The organism is Burkholderia sp. RS01, assembly GCF_039748055.1.
Classification (GTDB): Bacteria; Actinomycetota; Actinomycetes; order Actinomycetales; family Micrococcaceae; genus Arthrobacter.
Genome location: NZ_JBDLAK010000003.1, coordinates 35,543 through 50,810, shown reverse-complemented (window position 1 = coordinate 50,810; position 15,268 = coordinate 35,543). Strand labels below are relative to the sequence as shown.

The following is a 15,268-nucleotide window of genomic DNA, read 5'->3' as shown; positions in this document are numbered from 1 at the left end:
TGAAAGGCTCAGCGATGCACCCATGTCAACCCTTTCGTTGTTTGGGCACTATCTTATGCAGTCGCGGCCGCGTCGTCCGAGCGGTACGCGTGGATCTTCTCTTCATGCGTGTTCTCACCGGGCTCGCAGTAATGGTCCAGGGTGATAACACCGTACGTCCAGCCCCGGCGGCGGTACACGACGGAAGGGGCATTCGTGGCCTTGTCCACGAAGAGGTAAAAGTCGTGGCCGATAAGTTCCATGTTGTCCACGGCGTCATCGAGGGTAAGGGAGGCGGCCGGGAACACCTTGCGGCGGATCAGTACCGGCGAATCACCGGCAGGAATGTCGTTGTCGACGTCGTACGGCGACTTCTCGGCCGGCTCCGGAGCAGGTTCGGGGCGGTGGCTCGCTTCGACGTAAATCGGCTCATTGGGGCTCGCGGGCTCCAGGGTTGCTGTTGCCTCGCGCACCGCCTTGGGCGTGTGCCGCCCGTGGTGGACCTTCTTGCGGTCCTTGGCCCGACGCAGCCGCTCAAGCAGCTTGTTGTAGGCGAGATCGAAAGCGGCGAACTTGTCTGCGGCGCTTGCTTCGGCACGGATCACGGGGCCGCGGCCCAGGACTGTCACTTCGACTGTGAGCTGGTCACCGGTCTGACGCGCATTCGTTTCCTTCGAAACCTTCGCGTCGACCCTCTGGACCTTGTCCCCAAGCGATTCGATCTTCGAGATCTTCTCGCCGGCGTATTCGCGGAATCGGTCCGAGACCGTCAGATTTCGTCCGCTGATCATGAACTCCATGGTGCCCTCCAAATGACTTCGGTGACACGACGGCGGCACTTCGCGGGGACGATCTGATTGACAGTCGAGCCCCTTTCCGAGCCGCTATCGAAAGGTACAACTGATCTTGGTACCCATACCCGACGTTAGTTCATAGCAACGAGTTATTCATCCTTTCGCTGTTTATTTTTTTGTATGTCTCCGGTAGGCCCGGCATGCCAAGTCCTACGCCGGTGAGGGCGGCGCGTCGGGTGCGCGGGTGGCCGCCAGGACCACCGCGCCGCGGACAATTCCCCCTGCCTGATGGACCGCTCTGGCAGCTTCAGCGAGGGTCGCTCCGGTGGTCAGGACGTCGTCGACAATGATGCACGGCCGTCCCCGCAGCCCGCCCCGGGCAGCCCTCCGGACGGCCCGCATGGAACCGCGGACCCTCCGGGCCCTGTCCCCCCGGCCGAGCCCTTTCTGGCCGCCCGCCAATGCCGCCGGTGCGCCCGCGATCCTGACTTTCCGCAGGGCGTCCTGGCAGCTGACGCCGCTGAGGCTGCTGCTGCGGAGGGCTCTGGCCAGCAGCAAATGGACAGGGCTGAATCCTCTTGTCCGGAACGCGCTGTTGCTGCTGGGCACCGGCACCAAAACGATCCCCCGGTCGCCCGCGGCTGCGGCGGCGATCGCCCGCCCGAGTGCGTTGCCCAGGACACTCCGGAGCTGCCGCTGTCCGTGGCGTTTGAAGGCCAGGACCGACTGCGCGAGTTCCTCCCGGTAGATGCCGGCAGCCACCACCGGCAGAATGATCGAACCGTCAGTATCCATGAGGGCAGGCGCCGCTGACTCAGCCCGGAACGGATGCCGGGTCAGGAGCCGGAGCCGGCGCTCACAGCCGGCGCAGATAGCCAGGTCCTCCCGGCCGCAGCAGACGCACTCTATGGGCAGCGCCAAGGCCAGAACCTCCGCTGCGGCTGCCGCAATCAGGTCTGCGGCCTTCAGGATCCGTTTCCGGTGTTCGCCGCGGTGCCTCGCGGACCATGCCGGCTGAACCAGCAGGTCGGGATCTGTCGGCCCCCTGCCCGGCTGAGCTGCTCGTCGCTGTCCCACACGCCAAGCCTGCCGGACCGGACGGCCCGGCATGAAGAGCCCGACTGCCGTATGTGGAAACTCCCCCCGAACGGGTCAGCCAGGGAATGAAGGGTCGGTGGGCCCTTTCAGTTGCGGGGACCAGCCATTTCCCAGCCTTTGGAAAATGCCGTCGGCAGACTGGGCGAAGATCTCCTCGGGTCCGTTGCCGGCGCTGAGAGCCACCAGCCCCGGCCACGGGGCCAGCTTCTGCGGCTCGGCGGAGGTGAGGGACAGCAGTTCCGGAGTTACGTCTGCGGACGCCGCGCCCTTCATCACGACAACCGTGGTGTCGTTGACCCACGCGCCCTGGTCCGGGCTGCCGCTGGCCTGCAGCGTGATGGGCGTGGTCAGCTCCTTGGGCGCTCCGTCAGCACTGCGGATGATTCCCGTCACCTGGACGCGTGTCTGGCCGTTTTGCTCGGAAATGACCAGCGCCCGGACCCCCTCGCGGGAGACGCGGAAATCTTTCACGGAGCGGCCCGCCAGCCAGGAAGGGGTCAGCGTCACTGACGGCACCGTGGCGCCGGCAGCCACGCCAGTGGGCCGGAATGCCGTCAGCTCGGTGACTCCCTGGGCGCCCGGCCCCGCAGTCCACACCCAGTCGTGCAGGCTGAAGGAAGGGTGCGTCAGGGTCGAGCGGGTCGTCAGGGCACGCGCGGGCTGCCCGGGCACCATCGAATACAGGGTGCTGCGGCTGCCGTTCAGGAACGCAACAGACTGGGAGACCGGCGATTCGGCAGGCGAACGGGGCCTCAGCGCCGCGACCGACTGCATGTCGGGCAGCGGCGAAATCCTGTTGTTCTCGTACCGCACGAGTTCGTTGTTGCTGACGGCGATCTGGCGTGCCGGAGCGTTTCTGTTCTGGACCGGGGGCAGCACCGAGCCGTTGTCCTCCACGCGGACAAGGTCCTGGTTGGCCCGGAGCTCTACGTTGATCACGTCAGGCTGGCTGCGGAACGTCAGGGCCAGCTGAGTCTGCATCCGGAGCCTGTCCTCGGTGGAGGCGTCGGTCAGTTCCTTCGCCGACAGGTCCACCTGCGCCGCTCCCGAAACCACCGGCACGGACTCGCGGGCCAGCTTCATGCCGGAGGGGAAGGCGCTGACGACGGCGCCCTTCAGATACGGCGCCGGCCCGCCGAGCAGGGCACTCGTCATCGACTTCACGGTTTTCTTCTTGATGAACCAGCGCACGTCAGGAACGGCGTACGTGAAGCTCGGATCGTAGAAGTAGATCGGGTAGGCCCCGTAGATGACCCGGAAGGTTTCCTCGGGGATGGCCGTGCCGTCAGGAATTTTCGAAATGCGCCACTCGCCGTCGACCTGCACCAGGGTGACAGGGATGCTTTCCTTGGTTCCTTCCGGCATCTGGGTGGCCACGCCGTCGGCATCCACGGAATATGCCACGTCCAGCTGGTAGTTGAAGACGCCCTCGACGCCGGTTTTCACGACTTGCTCCGACCGGAAGACGAGCGTCCGCTGATCCGGCTTCCAGGCGACCGCGGACGCCTGGGTAAGGTACTGCCGCGCCACCGCGTAGTCATCCTCGTATCCGCTGCCGGCGCTGTAGAAGTCCTCGATCACCGCCTCCGGGCTTGATCCGGTCAGGGGGGCGCGCGGGAAGAAAACGGGTGCATTAGGATTTCCGGCGCCCTCTTCGCGGCTCTTGCCGACGGGACCGGACCTGGGGATCTGGGCGCAGGACGCCAGGAACAGCAGCACGACGGCGAGAACGCACGCCACCACGCCGCGGACATTCGGCCTCCGGCCGCTCATGACCGCTCCCCTGTCCCGGACACTCCCGAAGCCCGGGTTCCACCGGGCACGTGGGTTCCGGCCGCCACGTGGGGACCGCCAGGCACGCGGACTTCGTCGGCCTCAGCGGCGGCAGCGCCGTCAGCGGGGATGGCGTCGTCACCGGCGTCCGCCGGCCCGGCAGCAGCGCTGCCCAGCACGAGCACGGAGTGGTCGCCGTGGCCGGGCAGGCCCACATCCGCGGGCTCCAGCTGAAGGGGCGACTTGGTGATCGTGCCGCCCTGTTTCAGGGGCAGCGTCAGCCGGAAATTGGAGCCGACGCCCGGGTTGCCCCAGGCCTGCAGCCAGCCGTTGTGGAGCTTCGTGTCCTCGGTGGCGATGGAGAGCCCCAGCCCGCTGCCTCCCGTGGTGCGGGCACGGGCAGGGTCGGCGCGCCAGAAGCGGTCGAAGACCCGGGCAGCCTCCGCCGGGCTCATGCCGATTCCATGGTCCCTGACGGTGACGGCGACCGCGGTTTCATTGGAGGCCACGGAGATGTTGACGGGCCGGCCTTCACCATGCTCGAGGGCGTTCAGCACCAGGTTCCGCAGGATCCGGTCAATGCGTCGGGCATCCATTTCCACCACGACGCTGCCCTCCGGGGCGTTAAGGGTCATGCCCGAGCCGTACTCCTCTGCAACGGGCGAGACCCCTTCCATGACGTGGGACACGAGCTGCACGATGTCCGTGGCCTCGGCATCCAGCATGGCGACGCCGGCGTCGAACCGGGAGATTTCGAGCAGGTCGGCCAGCAGCGACTGGAATCGTTCCACCTGGTTGTAGAGCAGCTCGGCCGACCTCTTATTAATAGGGTCAAAATCGTGACGGGCATCAAAGAGCACCTCAGCCGCCATCCTCACCGTGGTCAGCGGCGTCCGCAGCTCGTGGGATACGTCCGAGACGAACCGCTGCTGCATCTGGGAGAGCGTGGCCAGCTGCGTGATCTGTTCCTGAAGGCTGGCGGCCATGTGGTTGAAGGACGCTCCCAGGCGTGCCATTTCATCTTCACCCTTGACCACCATGCGCTCCTGCAGCTGCCCCGCCGCGAGCTTCTCGGACACTACGGCGGCGTGGCTCACCGGGCTGACGACGTTCCGGGTGACGTACCAGGCGATGCCGCCGATCATCAGGATCAGCGCCGCGCCGCCCGCCCAGAGGACGTTCTGGATCTCGTTCAGCGTTTGTTGTGCCGTGTTGAGGTCATAGATCAGGTACAGCTCATAGACGGTGCCGTTGAACGTAACCTTGTTTCCGACGGCGATGCCGGGACGGTCTTCTGTCCCCACCGGGAACTCGGTGGAGGCCCAGAACTGCTCTTTGCCGGAATTCTGCACGGCGGTCCGGAGTTCGGGCGGGATGACGCTGATGGTCAGCTGGTCGGACGCCCGGGACTCGACCCAGCGGTTGCGGGGCTTGGTCTGCTCCGGCATCGCCTCGAACACGTAGCGGCGCTGGATAACAGAGCCCCTGCCCTCAACGGCATTCAACGTGTCATAGACCAGGGTGATCACACTGGACTGGTCGGTGACCTGCGCGCCGTCGAACGTGTCCTGCACCTGCTTGACGTTATAGCGGGTTTCGGACTCCGCCTGGGTCAGCCGCTCCTGGAAAAGGTTGTTGGCAATCTGGTTGGACAGGTAGGCGCCCACGATGGCAAAGGAGCTGATGGACAGCAACAGTGTGGTCAGGACAGTCCGGAACTGCAGCGACCGGCGCCACCGGCGCTGCAGGGAATGCAGGAGGTAGCGGATTCCCGGGAAAAACCGGTCCATGCCGGTGCGCACCAGGCGGCCGACCCGCACTGTGACGATCAGCGCACGGCGCCGCCAGATCCGGATCTGCGACGGCAACCTGGCGAGGCTCGCGCCAAAGGCGTCGGTGTGTTCCGGCACGGGGTGGGCACCGGGTTTGCGGGGTGCATCGGACGTCTTTTCCGCCGTCGCAGGGTTCGGCGAGGGGGCTCCGGGAGCGGAGTCCACCGGGGCATCAGAGGGATTGGGCCCCTGCGGTTCAGGAACCTGCTTTATAGCCGACACCACGAACCGTCAATACTACTTCCGGAGCTTCCGGATCACGTTCAATTTTTGACCGCAGCCGCTGGACATGGACATTGACCAGCCGGGTATCCGCCGCATGCCGGTAACCCCAGACCTGCTCCAGCAGCAGCTCGCGGGTGAACACCTGCCACGGCTTGCGTGCCAGCGCCACCAGGAGATCGAACTCCAGGGGCGTCAGGGAAATCCGCTCGTCCCCGCGGTTCACGAGGTGGCCGGCGACGTCGATCGTGATGTCCGCGATGCGCAGCGTCTCCGGCGCCTTCTGGTCGCCCGGGCGGAGGCGTGCCCGGACGCGGGCCACGAGCTCCGCCGGCTTGAAGGGCTTGGGAACGTAGTCGTCGGCGCCGGACTCCAGGCCGCGCACCACATCCGAGGTGTCGGATTTGGCCGTCAGCATGACAATGGGAACATCCGACTCGGCCCGGATCTGCCGGCACACCTCGATGCCGTCGGTACCGGGGAGCATGAGATCCAGCAGCACGAGATCCGGCTTCGACGAACGGAAGATTTCCAGGGCCTGACCGCCGTCGGCGCAAAAAACGGGCTCGAAGCCGTCGTTGCGCAGGACGATGCCGATCATCTCTGCGAGTGCCTCGTCATCGTCAACTACCAGAATGCGTGCCTTCATAGTTATATATTCCCTTATTGCTGTTGCTTTGTCTTATTGGCCGCATCCTCGGCATGGCGTCAACGCCCTGCTTCCGTGCGCGCAACGCCGGGCTTCGGCGGGGAAGACCTTGCGGTTTAACGGCCTGCAGGACCGGGCCGCGCCGCCGCCAGGCGGTGAAATCTCCCGGAGGCTAGGTTGCCCGACGGCGGAACTATAGTCTGGAGTGGCCCGGCCGTTTCCGGTGCGAACCTTGGGGAGGAACAGCTTGTCACAGCAGGACCCGAATTGCCCGCCGCCAGAGCACCTGCCGCCGGAGTCCGGACGCCAGCCATGGGGCCCTGCTTCCCCCCAAAACCAGGACGGACGGCCGCCGCAGACCTGGGGCGCACCGCCCCAGTGGGGTAACCCCCAACCCGGAAACCAACAGCCGTGGGGCGCCTACCAGAACCGGCCCGCCGGCTACCCCGCCTATACCGCGCCGCCAAAGCCGGGGGTGGTGCCCCTCCGGCCGCTGATGTTCGGCGAGATCATGGACGGCTCATTCCAGACGATCAGGCGAAACCCCAAAGCCATGCTGGGGGCGGGCCTCCTTGCCCAGGCCCTGGGGGCGATCGCCGCCGGCGTCCTCACGGCGGCGGGGACAACCTCCGAAGCGTCGATAAGCGCCTGGCTGGAGACCCAAAGCAATGCCGAGCTGGCCGGCATCGGTTTGGCAGTGACCAGCGCAGTCGCGGTTGTCTCGATCCTGAGCGTTTTTATTTCCACGGTGCTTCAGGGTGCCATGGTGGTTCCGGTGGCCAGGTCCATCCTCAACCGGCGGACCGGTTTCCGGCAGATGTGGTTGCTGGCACGCGGACGCGCCTGGGCGCTGGTGCGCATGGCAGGCATCGCGGCTGGAGCCGGCATCCTGGCAACGGCGCTGTTCGCGGTGGTCGCCATCCTGCTGGTCAGCACGGCCGGCGCGCTGTCCTTCGCAGTCGTGTTTCCGCTGGGGCTCGCTTTTCTTGCGGCCTTCATGTGGGTCGCCGTGAAGCTGTCCGTCGCGCCGGCAGCCATCGTTATTGAAGAGCTCGGTGCCCTGGACGGGATCCGGCGCTCCTGGAGCATCACCCGCGGGCACTGGTGGCGCATCTTCGGCATCATCCTGGTGGTAGCGCTTCTCGTGGGTGTCATCGCCCAGATAGTCATGATCCCTGTCAGTCTCCTCTCCGGGCTGTTCACCGGGGTGGTGGCCCCGCACGACGCCGCGGGCCAGGCCGCCGCCATCGGAATCGTGGTTGTCGTGGCCACCACAGTCATGTCTGCCCTCGCCGGTGCCGTGGGATTCGCCTTCCAGACGTCCGTCATGGCATTGCTGTACATGGACCTGCGCATGCGCAAGGACGGCCTCGACATCGCGCTGCTCCGGCTGCTGGAGACCGGGGCCGACGACGGCGGAGTCCCGGGCCGCGGAGTGCCTGTCTACGGTGCCGGTTCGGCCGGGCCCGCGGCGGGCTGGCCCCCACCGTCCGGCGCTCCTCCGCTGCGCGGATGACCGGCCGGCAGGCACTGTTCGCCGGCGATTGGCCAGGCACATGCTGACCCTCCTGGCCACAGAGCCTCCGGTGCAGCCCGACCGGGAGGAGGCGCGCCGCTGGGCCGTGGAAGAGCTGTCCAAACGCGAATACCGGGATGCCGAACCGGGCTGGCTGGCCGAACTCTGGCGCCAGTTCCTGGACTGGCTGCAGTCACTGGGCAGCGGTCAGGCCACCGCCGAAGGCAGCCCCACCGCGCCGCTGATCGGAATCGGCATCGCGGTCCTGCTGGGCCTGGCCATCATCCTGGCCAGGCCGCGTCTCAACGCCCGGCGCCGGGCGCCAAAAGAAGTGTTCGACCCCGACGGGCGGGTTACCGCCGCAGCGTACCGCCGCCTCGCGGCAGCCGCCGCAGCCCGCGGCGACTGGGCGGCCGCCGTCGTCGATCAGTTCCGCGCCCTGGTGCGCTCCGCCGAAGACCGGGCGGTCCTCGAGCCTCAGCCGGGCCGCACAGCGGACGAAGCTGCCGCACAGCTTGCCGCCGTCTTCCCGACGGCTGCCGAGAAGCTGGCACAAGCGGCAACCGTGTTTGACGCCGTGCGCTACGGAAGCGGCAGCGCGAACGAGGCCCACCACGAGGCCATTGCCGCCCTGGACTCCGCACTCGATTCCCTCGCACCCTCCTATGCTGACGGCGCAACCGCAGGGCTCGCGGTGCCCAAATGACAGCGCCGGAGCGAGTCCGCCCAACCGGCGGGGGCGAACCAGCCAACAGCCCGCCGGGCCTCGGCGGAGCCGTCCGCCACGTTGACGTGCGAAGGCTGCCCGGATGGATCCGACGGCACCGGGGGCGATTGGTGTTCAGCCTTGTCATGGTCGTCGCCCTCGCCGTGATCCTCGCCGTGCAACTGTCGCCGCGGTCCGATTCCACCGAGCTGTCCATCCGCAACCCTGCACCAAACGGCGCCAAGGCTGCGGCCGAAATTCTGGGCCGCCATGGCGTAACGGTGGAGCAGTCGGAGTCCTTCGAGGAAACGCTCGCGTCTGTGGCTGCTGCCCGCCGGAAGGGCAGCGGATCCACCGTCCTGCTCTATGACCAGCGGGGTTTCCTGGAGGGTGAACGGCTCCGCCAGTTGCTGTCAGCCGCCGACCGGCTCGTGGTCGTGTCGCCGCGCCTCGCCACGCTGACCGGCCTGGGCGGCACTGTCCGGCAGGCAGGTGTAGTGCCGGAGGCGGCAACCACCCTGGAGCCGGGCTGCGCCGTTGCCGATGCCGAGGCGGCGGGGACAGTCAGCGCTGACCAGGGCTTCCTCTACACCGGCGGCAGCACCTGCTACGGCGCTACCGGCAACGGGCGCGGCCTCTACGCCGCGGCCGAGAACGGAAAGCTGGTGGTCCTCGGCAGCACGGCGATCATCGGCAACCGCCTGCTGGACGAAAACGGCAACGCGGCCCTGACCCTGCGGACCCTGGGCAGCCAAAGCCACCTTGTCTGGTACCTGCCGGGCGTTGCCGACCTTGGCTTCACCGCGTCCCCGAAGACCCTGGACGATCTCGCCCCGGACTGGGTGGCCGTCCTGGGCCCGTGGCTCACTTTCGTGGCCCTGCTGGCGGTCTTTTGGCGGGGCAGGCGCCTCGGGCCGCTGGTCTTCGAGCCCCTGCCGGTTATCGTCAAGGCCGCCGAAACGGCCGAGGGCAGGGCCCGCCTGTACCACGATGCGCACGCGGTGGACCGTGCGGCGGACAATCTCCGGGCGGGGACCCTGGTCCGCCTTGCCGGATCCCTTCGGCTGGGTGCCGGCGTGGAGTCTGCCGACGTGTCCGCGGCCGCGGCCAGGCATCTGGGACGCGACCCTGCCGACATGTACCGCAACCTGCACCGCCGCCCGCAAACGGAGGCCGAACTCGTCAGTTGGGCCCAGGAGCTGTCAGGACTAGAGAAAGAGGTAACCAGTACATGAGCGACCAACCAACCGGCGATGCTCCCGGGACCTACGGCGATGCCCCGGTGACCACCTTGGCCGGGCCGTCCGCGCACGGGGCTCCGGATCCCGTCCGCCAGGCACTCCTCGATGTGCGGCACGAGGTGGCCAAGGCCGTCGTCGGACAGGAGTCCACGGTCACCGGCATGCTGATCGCCCTCCTGTCACGCGGCCACGTATTGCTCGAAGGGGTCCCGGGCGTGGCTAAGACGCTGCTGGTCCGCGCCCTGTCCGCGGCCCTGAGCCTGGACACCAAGCGCGTGCAGTTCACGCCGGACCTCATGCCGGGCGACGTCACCGGATCCCTCGTCTATGACGCGGCCAACTCCGATTTCAGTTTCCGTGAGGGCCCGGTTTTCACCAATATGCTCCTGGCAGACGAGATCAACAGGACCCCGCCGAAGACCCAGGCCTCGCTCCTGGAGGCCATGGAGGAACGCCAGGTCTCGGTGGACGGTGTGTCGCGGCCGCTTCCCGTGCCCTTCATGGTTGCGGCCACGCAGAACCCCGTGGAGTACGAAGGCACCTATCCGCTGCCGGAAGCGCAGCTGGACCGGTTCCTCCTCAAGCTGACCATGCCCCTGCCGGACCGCGCCGCCGAAATCGAGGTCATCCGCCGGCATGCCGCTGGTTTCGATCCCCGTGATCTGGCCGCCGCCGGCATCCGTCCGGTCGCGGGCGCGGATGAACTGGAGCGGGCCCGCCGGGCTGTGGCGGACGTGGCTGTGGCGCCCGAAGTCATGGGCTACATCGTTGACCTTGTCCGCGCCACCCGCTCAGCCCCCTCGTTCCAGCTGGGCGTGTCGCCGCGCGGAGCGACGGCCCTGATGAACGCGTCGCGGGCCTGGGCCTGGTTGTCCGGCCGCGATTTCGTCACCCCGGATGACGTCAAGGCGCTGGCCCTTCCGTGCCTGCGGCACCGCGTGGCGCTCCGGCCCGAGGCGCTGATGGACGGCGTCCAGGCCGACGATGTGCTGGGGAGCATCCTGACGTCCGTGCCCGTCCCCCGCTAGCTCATGGCAATTTCGGGCCGTTTGGTACTCCTGGCACTCGCCGGGCTTTGCCCTGTGCTCCTTTTCCCGGGGTGGGAGGCTGCGCTGGCCGTGCTCCTTGTCCTGGCCGCGCTGGTCCTGGTGGACCTGGGCCTCGCCGCATCTGTAGCTCACGTTGCCGTGGCGCGGTCCACGCCCGGAAATGTCACGCTGGCCGGCACCGCGGACTCGGTGCTCACGGTGCACAACACGGGGAAACGGGCGCTGAGGGCACTGGTGCGCGACGCGTGGCAACCGTCCGCAGGGGCCGTAAACCCGGTCCAGGAAACAGAAGTCCCGCCAGGCGAGAGACGGCGGCTGACCGTCCGGCTGCGGCCTACCAGGAGGGGCGACCTCACCGCGCCGCACGTCACCCTTCGGTCCTTCGGCCCGCTCCGTCTCGCCGCACGCCAAAAAACCCTGGAGTGCCCGGGGTCGGTCCGCGTGCTGCCGCCGTTCAATTCCCGGCGCCACCTCCCCTCGAAGCTGCGGAGGCTCCGGGAACTGGATGGCAAGGCCGCCGTCCAGATCCGTGGCGCCGGCACGGAGTTCGATTCCCTCCGCGACTACGTCCGCGGCGATGATGTCCGCTCCATAGACTGGCGTGCCACGGCGAGGCGGTCCGCCGTCGTGGTCCGCACCTGGCGGCCGGAACGGGACCGGCGGGTGGTGATTATGCTGGACACGTCACGGACTGCCGCAGCCCGCATCAACGACGAACCGCGGCTGGACACCGGGATCGAAGCGGCGCTGCTGCTGGCCGTCCTCGCTGAACGGGGCGGGGACCGGGTGGACTTCTTCGCCTTCGACCGCCGGACGCGGGCCAGGGCCGGAACGGCTGCCGGCGGAAACCTGCTGGGACAGCTCGTACAGGCCATGGCGCCCCTCGAAGCGGAGCTCATCGAGCTTGATTGGGCACAGATTCCCGGGCAGGTCCGGGCCGTTTCCGCGCACCGCTCACTCGTGGTGCTGCTGACGTCGCTCGACGGCGGCGCTCCGGAGGAGGGGCTCATTCCGATGGCGGCGCGGCTGGCCCAGCAGCATATGGTGGTGGTGGCTTCCGTCCGCGATCCCATGCTGGGCGAGCTGCTGGCGGAACGGACGACGGCGGCGCAGGTGTTCCGCGCGGCGGCGGCGGAACGCGCCCTGCTGGAGCGCGAGGCGGTGAGCCTGCAGCTCCGCCACCTCGGCGTGGAGGTCGTGGACGCGGAACCCCACCAGCTGCCCCCTGCGCTGGCGGACGCCTACATCCGGCTCAAGGCGGCGGGCCGCCTGTGAACGGTAAAGAGCATTCAAAATCAATTCAGCAGCTCAGCCCATCAGGAGGTCTTCCGTGAACACGCCGATCTACCAGCAGGCCATGGGTGCCGGCTTCGGCCGTCTTCAGCCCGAACTCCAGGATTACTTTTCACTGGCCCCCGGTTCCGGCCGGTACGGCGTCGGGGAGGGCGTGTTCGACGTCGTGGGCTGCCGGCAGCGCTGGCTGCGGCCGCTGCTGGGGTTGACCGCCGGCGAGGAGGCCTTCTTCCCGGAATACGGTGAGCGCGTACCGTTCCGGATCGAAAACCATGCACATCTGGACCCGTTCGGCCGCTCGAGCCTGACCGCCCGCCGGCAGATCTTCTTTCCCGGCCGCACCCGGATTTTCCAGGACACCACCAGCGTGCGCTCCCCGGGCACGGGCGATCCCCCCGGAGCGGCGCGGCTCGTGGACTACGTCGGCAGGTACCGCCGCCTGGTCACCGACCTGAACCTGAGCGCGACGGCCAAAGGCCGGCTCCGCGGGGTCTCCGAAGCGTCCCGGCTGTTCCTGGGGCCGCTGCGTGTGCAGCTGCCCCCGCCGCTCGATGCCAAAGCCTATGCCGAACAGTGGTGGGACCCGTCAGAAGGGGCACATGGCAGGCACCGGATCCAGGTGAAGGTGATCCAGCCGCAGGTCGGCCTGGTCCTGGTCTATGCCGGGCACTTCGATTACCGGCTCGAGGCCTACCCGGGCGGGAATTCGGCGCCTGGCTTCCTCCCGTTGCATGCCGTGCCGGACCGCTGGGAACAACGGACCTAACGCCTCCGCCTCAGCCGAGCGCCAGCTGGTTCAGGCCGTCGGCCGCCTGCGTCAGGCGCGTGAGCACCGCCGTCGCGGCCTTGGGGGTGTGCTCCTCAAGCCCACCCGACGGCGTGATCCGGAGCGTCCCCAGCTCTGCCAGCGGCAACCCCAGCTGCTGCCAGGGGCGACGTACCGTTTCAACGACATCGGCGACCCGGGGCAGCTCGCCGGCAGGGTTGTCCACGCGCAGGGCGCCAGCCCAGATCCGCCTGCCGGCTTCAACCGCTTCGGCCAGCTGCTCCCACTGGCGGGACGTCAGCGCCTTCAGCGGAACGGCGATGCCGTCCGCGCCGGCGGCGAGGATCCTGTCGAACGGAGCCTCGATCTCCGGGACCGCGATGGCGATCTCGGCGGCACCGGCGTCGCGGACGGCGTCAATCACCACGCGCCACAGCTCCGTCACTTCCTGTCCGGCAACGGACCGCAGCGTCCGGTAGCCGCTGGAGGTGGGAATGGTGCCGGCCAGCACGGAGGCGATGTCCGGCTCGTCGAGCTGCACCACGAGCCGTGCACCCGGCACGGCAGCAGACACGCGGGTGAGGTGCTCGCCAACGCCGGCGGCAAGGGAGGCTGCAATGTCACGGCGCGCACCGTAGTCGATCAGGGCGCGTTCACCGTTGTGGAGGTGCAACCCGGCGGCCATGCTCAGCGGCCCCCGCAGCTGGACCTTGAATTCAGCGGCCGCCTGGCCGTCCTCTTCGCCGGCCACGTCGGCGAGCACGTTGATATCGGTGGACAGGGCCGATCTGGCCCGGATGAGGTCACGCCCGGGACGGTCGACGATGCGCCAGCCATGGGGCTGGACATCCACGGCCATCTCCACGAGCAGGGACGCCGTCCGGCCGATGGCGTCCGCGCCCACTCCCCTGCCGGGGAGCTCTGCCAGGAACGGAAGATGCGGGCTGCCAAGTTCCCCGCGGATGATCCGGGTGGCTTCGATCGGGTCCTCCCCGGGCCACGGGCCGAGTGCGGTGGCCGTCACTTGCCGTTGCGGTGACGTTGCTGCCTCTGGCACGGCTTAGGCGTTGAGCGAGGTGGAAGGGCCGGCAGCGGGCATGCCTGTTGCGGCCCCGGGTGACGCGCCGCCGGCCCGGTTGTTGCCGCCGGCCGCGTTGTGGTCCTCGGCGATCGCCTCGTGGTGGCGGATCACCTCGCCAATGATGAAGTTCAGGAATTTTTCCGCGAAGGCCGGGTCCAGCTGGGCATCCTCGGCGAGCCGGCGCAGCCGGGCGATCTGGGCGGTCTCACGTCCGGGATCCCCCGCCGGAAGCCGGTGCGCCGCCTTGAGGAAACCCACCTTCTGGGTGGCTTTGAACCGCTCCGCCAGGAGGTACACCAGGGTCGCATCGATGTTGTCGATGCTCGACCGGATCGACAACAGTTCCGCCATCACTGAAGGATCCACATGCCCGGCGAGGGAACTCGCGGCGGGGTCGTAGGAGTCGGTGTCAGGCAGATCATGGTTTAGCTCGGTCATGGATCCAGTCTATGGGCACTGCCGGAAACTCCGCCGGTGTTAAGCGGCTGGCGTCAGGGCGGGCGCGGCCGGGTCCGGACGTCCGCAGCCGCGACGGACGGGCGGACAATGTAGGTGTCACGCAACACACATCGGTCATGGAGGTTGGACATGAGGATTGCAGTTCTCGGCACCGGCACGGTGGGCAGGACCCTGGCCGGAAAACTGGTCCAGACGGGGCACCAGGTCACCATCGGATCCCGGAGTGCCACCAATGCGGCGGCGCTGGAGTGGGCCGCTGGTGCAGGCCCGCAGGCGAAGGCCGCCACGTTCTTCGACGCCGCTGCGGACGGCGAAGTGATCATCAATGCCACTCCCGGAGCCGTATCGCTGGACGTGTTGGCCGCCGCCAGCACGAAGAACCTGGACGGCAAGGTGCTCCTTGATGTGGCGAATCCGCTGGACCTTTCGGCGGGCTTCCCGCCGTCGCTCTCCATCTCCAATACGGACAGCCTGGCGGAAACCATCCAGCGGTCCTTCCCCACGACCCGCGTGGTCAAAGCCCTGAACACCATGCGGGCCGACGTCATGGTGGCTCCGGACCGCCTGGCCGGCGGCGACCACGACGTGTTCATGGCCGGCGACGACGCCCAGGCCAAGGAAGTGGTGGCCGGGCTGCTGCGGGAATTTGGCTGGCGGCCCGAACACATCCGGGATCTGGGCGCCCTCGAAGCGGCGCGGGGGATGGAGATGTGGCTTCCGCTGTGGCTCCGCATCTTCCTCCGGCAAGGCGACCGCGTCTTCAACATCAAGGTGGTTTCCGAGTAAGCCGCAGACAATTGAATGCAAAAG

The 15,268-nt window shown here is 67.9% G+C and carries 14 protein-coding genes; 7 read left to right on the top strand and 7 right to left on the bottom strand.

What is annotated here, in order from left to right; translation table 11 throughout:
* Window positions 1–53: 53 nt before the first annotated feature.
* The 5 genes from raiA to mtrA all read right to left on the bottom strand — a co-directional run bounded on the left by raiA (window position 54) and on the right by mtrA (window position 6,347).
* Window positions 54–779, bottom strand: coding sequence for a ribosome-associated translation inhibitor RaiA (raiA, locus tag ABFP37_RS04060; RefSeq protein ID WP_078028022.1), 726 nt, complete (start codon window positions 777–779; stop codon window positions 54–56).
* Window positions 780–983: 204 nt separating this feature from the next.
* Window positions 984–1,850, bottom strand: a complete 867-nt coding sequence (locus ABFP37_RS04055) for a phosphoribosyltransferase family protein (protein WP_347032805.1) — start codon at window positions 1,848–1,850, stop codon at window positions 984–986.
* A 75-nt stretch (window positions 1,851–1,925) separates the two neighbouring features.
* A complete protein-coding gene (locus ABFP37_RS04050) occupies window positions 1,926–3,644 on the bottom strand; it encodes an LpqB family beta-propeller domain-containing protein (protein ID WP_078028024.1) in 1,719 nt (572 codons plus the stop codon).
* Window positions 3,641–5,641 (bottom strand): MtrAB system histidine kinase MtrB, encoded by a 2,001-nt coding sequence (gene mtrB / locus ABFP37_RS04045; RefSeq protein WP_347032804.1) that lies wholly within the window; start codon window positions 5,639–5,641, stop codon window positions 3,641–3,643. The genes ABFP37_RS04050 and mtrB overlap by 4 nt, the downstream gene beginning before the upstream one ends.
* A gap of 31 nt (window positions 5,642–5,672) precedes the next feature.
* Window positions 5,673–6,347: an MtrAB system response regulator MtrA gene (gene mtrA / locus ABFP37_RS04040; RefSeq protein ID WP_078028025.1), complete on the bottom strand. Its 675-nt coding sequence runs from the start codon at window positions 6,345–6,347 to the stop codon at window positions 5,673–5,675.
* 247 nt (window positions 6,348–6,594) lie between these two features.
* Between mtrA and ABFP37_RS04035 the strand changes: the two genes are divergently transcribed.
* The 6 genes from ABFP37_RS04035 (at window position 6,595) to ABFP37_RS04010 (ending at window position 12,918) form a co-directional block, all read left to right on the top strand.
* Window positions 6,595–7,863: a hypothetical protein gene (locus tag ABFP37_RS04035; RefSeq protein WP_139362788.1), complete on the top strand. Its 1,269-nt coding sequence runs from the start codon at window positions 6,595–6,597 to the stop codon at window positions 7,861–7,863.
* Window positions 7,864–7,903: 40 nt separating this feature from the next.
* Entirely contained in the window at window positions 7,904–8,569 is a 666-nt protein-coding gene (locus tag ABFP37_RS04030) for a DUF4129 domain-containing protein (RefSeq protein WP_078028026.1), read from the top strand.
* A 146-nt stretch (window positions 8,570–8,715) separates the two neighbouring features.
* Window positions 8,716–9,804, top strand: a complete 1,089-nt coding sequence (locus ABFP37_RS04025; RefSeq protein ID WP_139362804.1) for a DUF4350 domain-containing protein — start codon at window positions 8,716–8,718, stop codon at window positions 9,802–9,804.
* Window positions 9,801–10,838, top strand: coding sequence for a MoxR family ATPase (locus tag ABFP37_RS04020; RefSeq protein WP_347032803.1), 1,038 nt, complete (start codon window positions 9,801–9,803; stop codon window positions 10,836–10,838). The genes ABFP37_RS04025 and ABFP37_RS04020 overlap by 4 nt, the downstream gene beginning before the upstream one ends.
* A 54-nt stretch (window positions 10,839–10,892) precedes the next feature.
* Window positions 10,893–12,134, top strand: coding sequence for a DUF58 domain-containing protein (locus ABFP37_RS04015; protein ID WP_347032802.1), 1,242 nt, complete (start codon window positions 10,893–10,895; stop codon window positions 12,132–12,134).
* A gap of 55 nt (window positions 12,135–12,189) precedes the next feature.
* A complete protein-coding gene (locus tag ABFP37_RS04010; RefSeq protein WP_347032801.1) occupies window positions 12,190–12,918 on the top strand; it encodes a DUF4166 domain-containing protein in 729 nt (242 codons plus the stop codon).
* Window positions 12,919–12,928: 10 nt separating this feature from the next.
* Here ABFP37_RS04010 and ABFP37_RS04005 read toward each other — a convergent pair whose 3' ends face one another.
* Window positions 12,929–13,942 (bottom strand): hypothetical protein, encoded by a 1,014-nt coding sequence (locus tag ABFP37_RS04005; protein ID WP_347032800.1) that lies wholly within the window; start codon window positions 13,940–13,942, stop codon window positions 12,929–12,931.
* Between the two features lie 36 nt (window positions 13,943–13,978).
* Window positions 13,979–14,437, bottom strand: coding sequence for a chorismate mutase (locus tag ABFP37_RS04000; RefSeq protein ID WP_078028030.1), 459 nt, complete (start codon window positions 14,435–14,437; stop codon window positions 13,979–13,981).
* Between the two features lie 150 nt (window positions 14,438–14,587).
* On the opposite strand from ABFP37_RS04000, the gene ABFP37_RS03995 reads away from it, so the two are divergent.
* Entirely contained in the window at window positions 14,588–15,244 is a 657-nt protein-coding gene (locus tag ABFP37_RS03995; protein ID WP_078028031.1) for an NAD(P)-binding domain-containing protein, read from the top strand.
* Window positions 15,245–15,268: the final 24 nt, after the last annotated feature.

Excerpts from the sequence above, each read along its gene's own strand:
- raiA (WP_078028022.1), bottom strand. The coding sequence starts at position 779 with ATGGAGTTCATGATCAGCGGACGAAATCTGACGGTCTCGGACCGATTC.
- ABFP37_RS04050 (WP_078028024.1), bottom strand. The coding sequence starts at position 3,644 with ATGAGCGGCCGGAGGCCGAATGTCCGCGGCGTGGTGGCGTGCGTTCTC.
- mtrA (WP_078028025.1), bottom strand. The coding sequence starts at position 6,347 with ATGAAGGCACGCATTCTGGTAGTTGACGATGACGAGGCACTCGCAGAG.
- ABFP37_RS04030 (WP_078028026.1), top strand. The coding sequence starts at position 7,904 with ATGCTGACCCTCCTGGCCACAGAGCCTCCGGTGCAGCCCGACCGGGAG.
- ABFP37_RS04025 (WP_139362804.1), top strand. The coding sequence starts at position 8,716 with ATGGTCGTCGCCCTCGCCGTGATCCTCGCCGTGCAACTGTCGCCGCGG.
- ABFP37_RS04020 (WP_347032803.1), top strand. The coding sequence starts at position 9,801 with ATGAGCGACCAACCAACCGGCGATGCTCCCGGGACCTACGGCGATGCC.
- ABFP37_RS04000 (WP_078028030.1), bottom strand. The coding sequence starts at position 14,437 with ATGACCGAGCTAAACCATGATCTGCCTGACACCGACTCCTACGACCCC.
- ABFP37_RS03995 (WP_078028031.1), top strand. The coding sequence starts at position 14,588 with ATGAGGATTGCAGTTCTCGGCACCGGCACGGTGGGCAGGACCCTGGCC.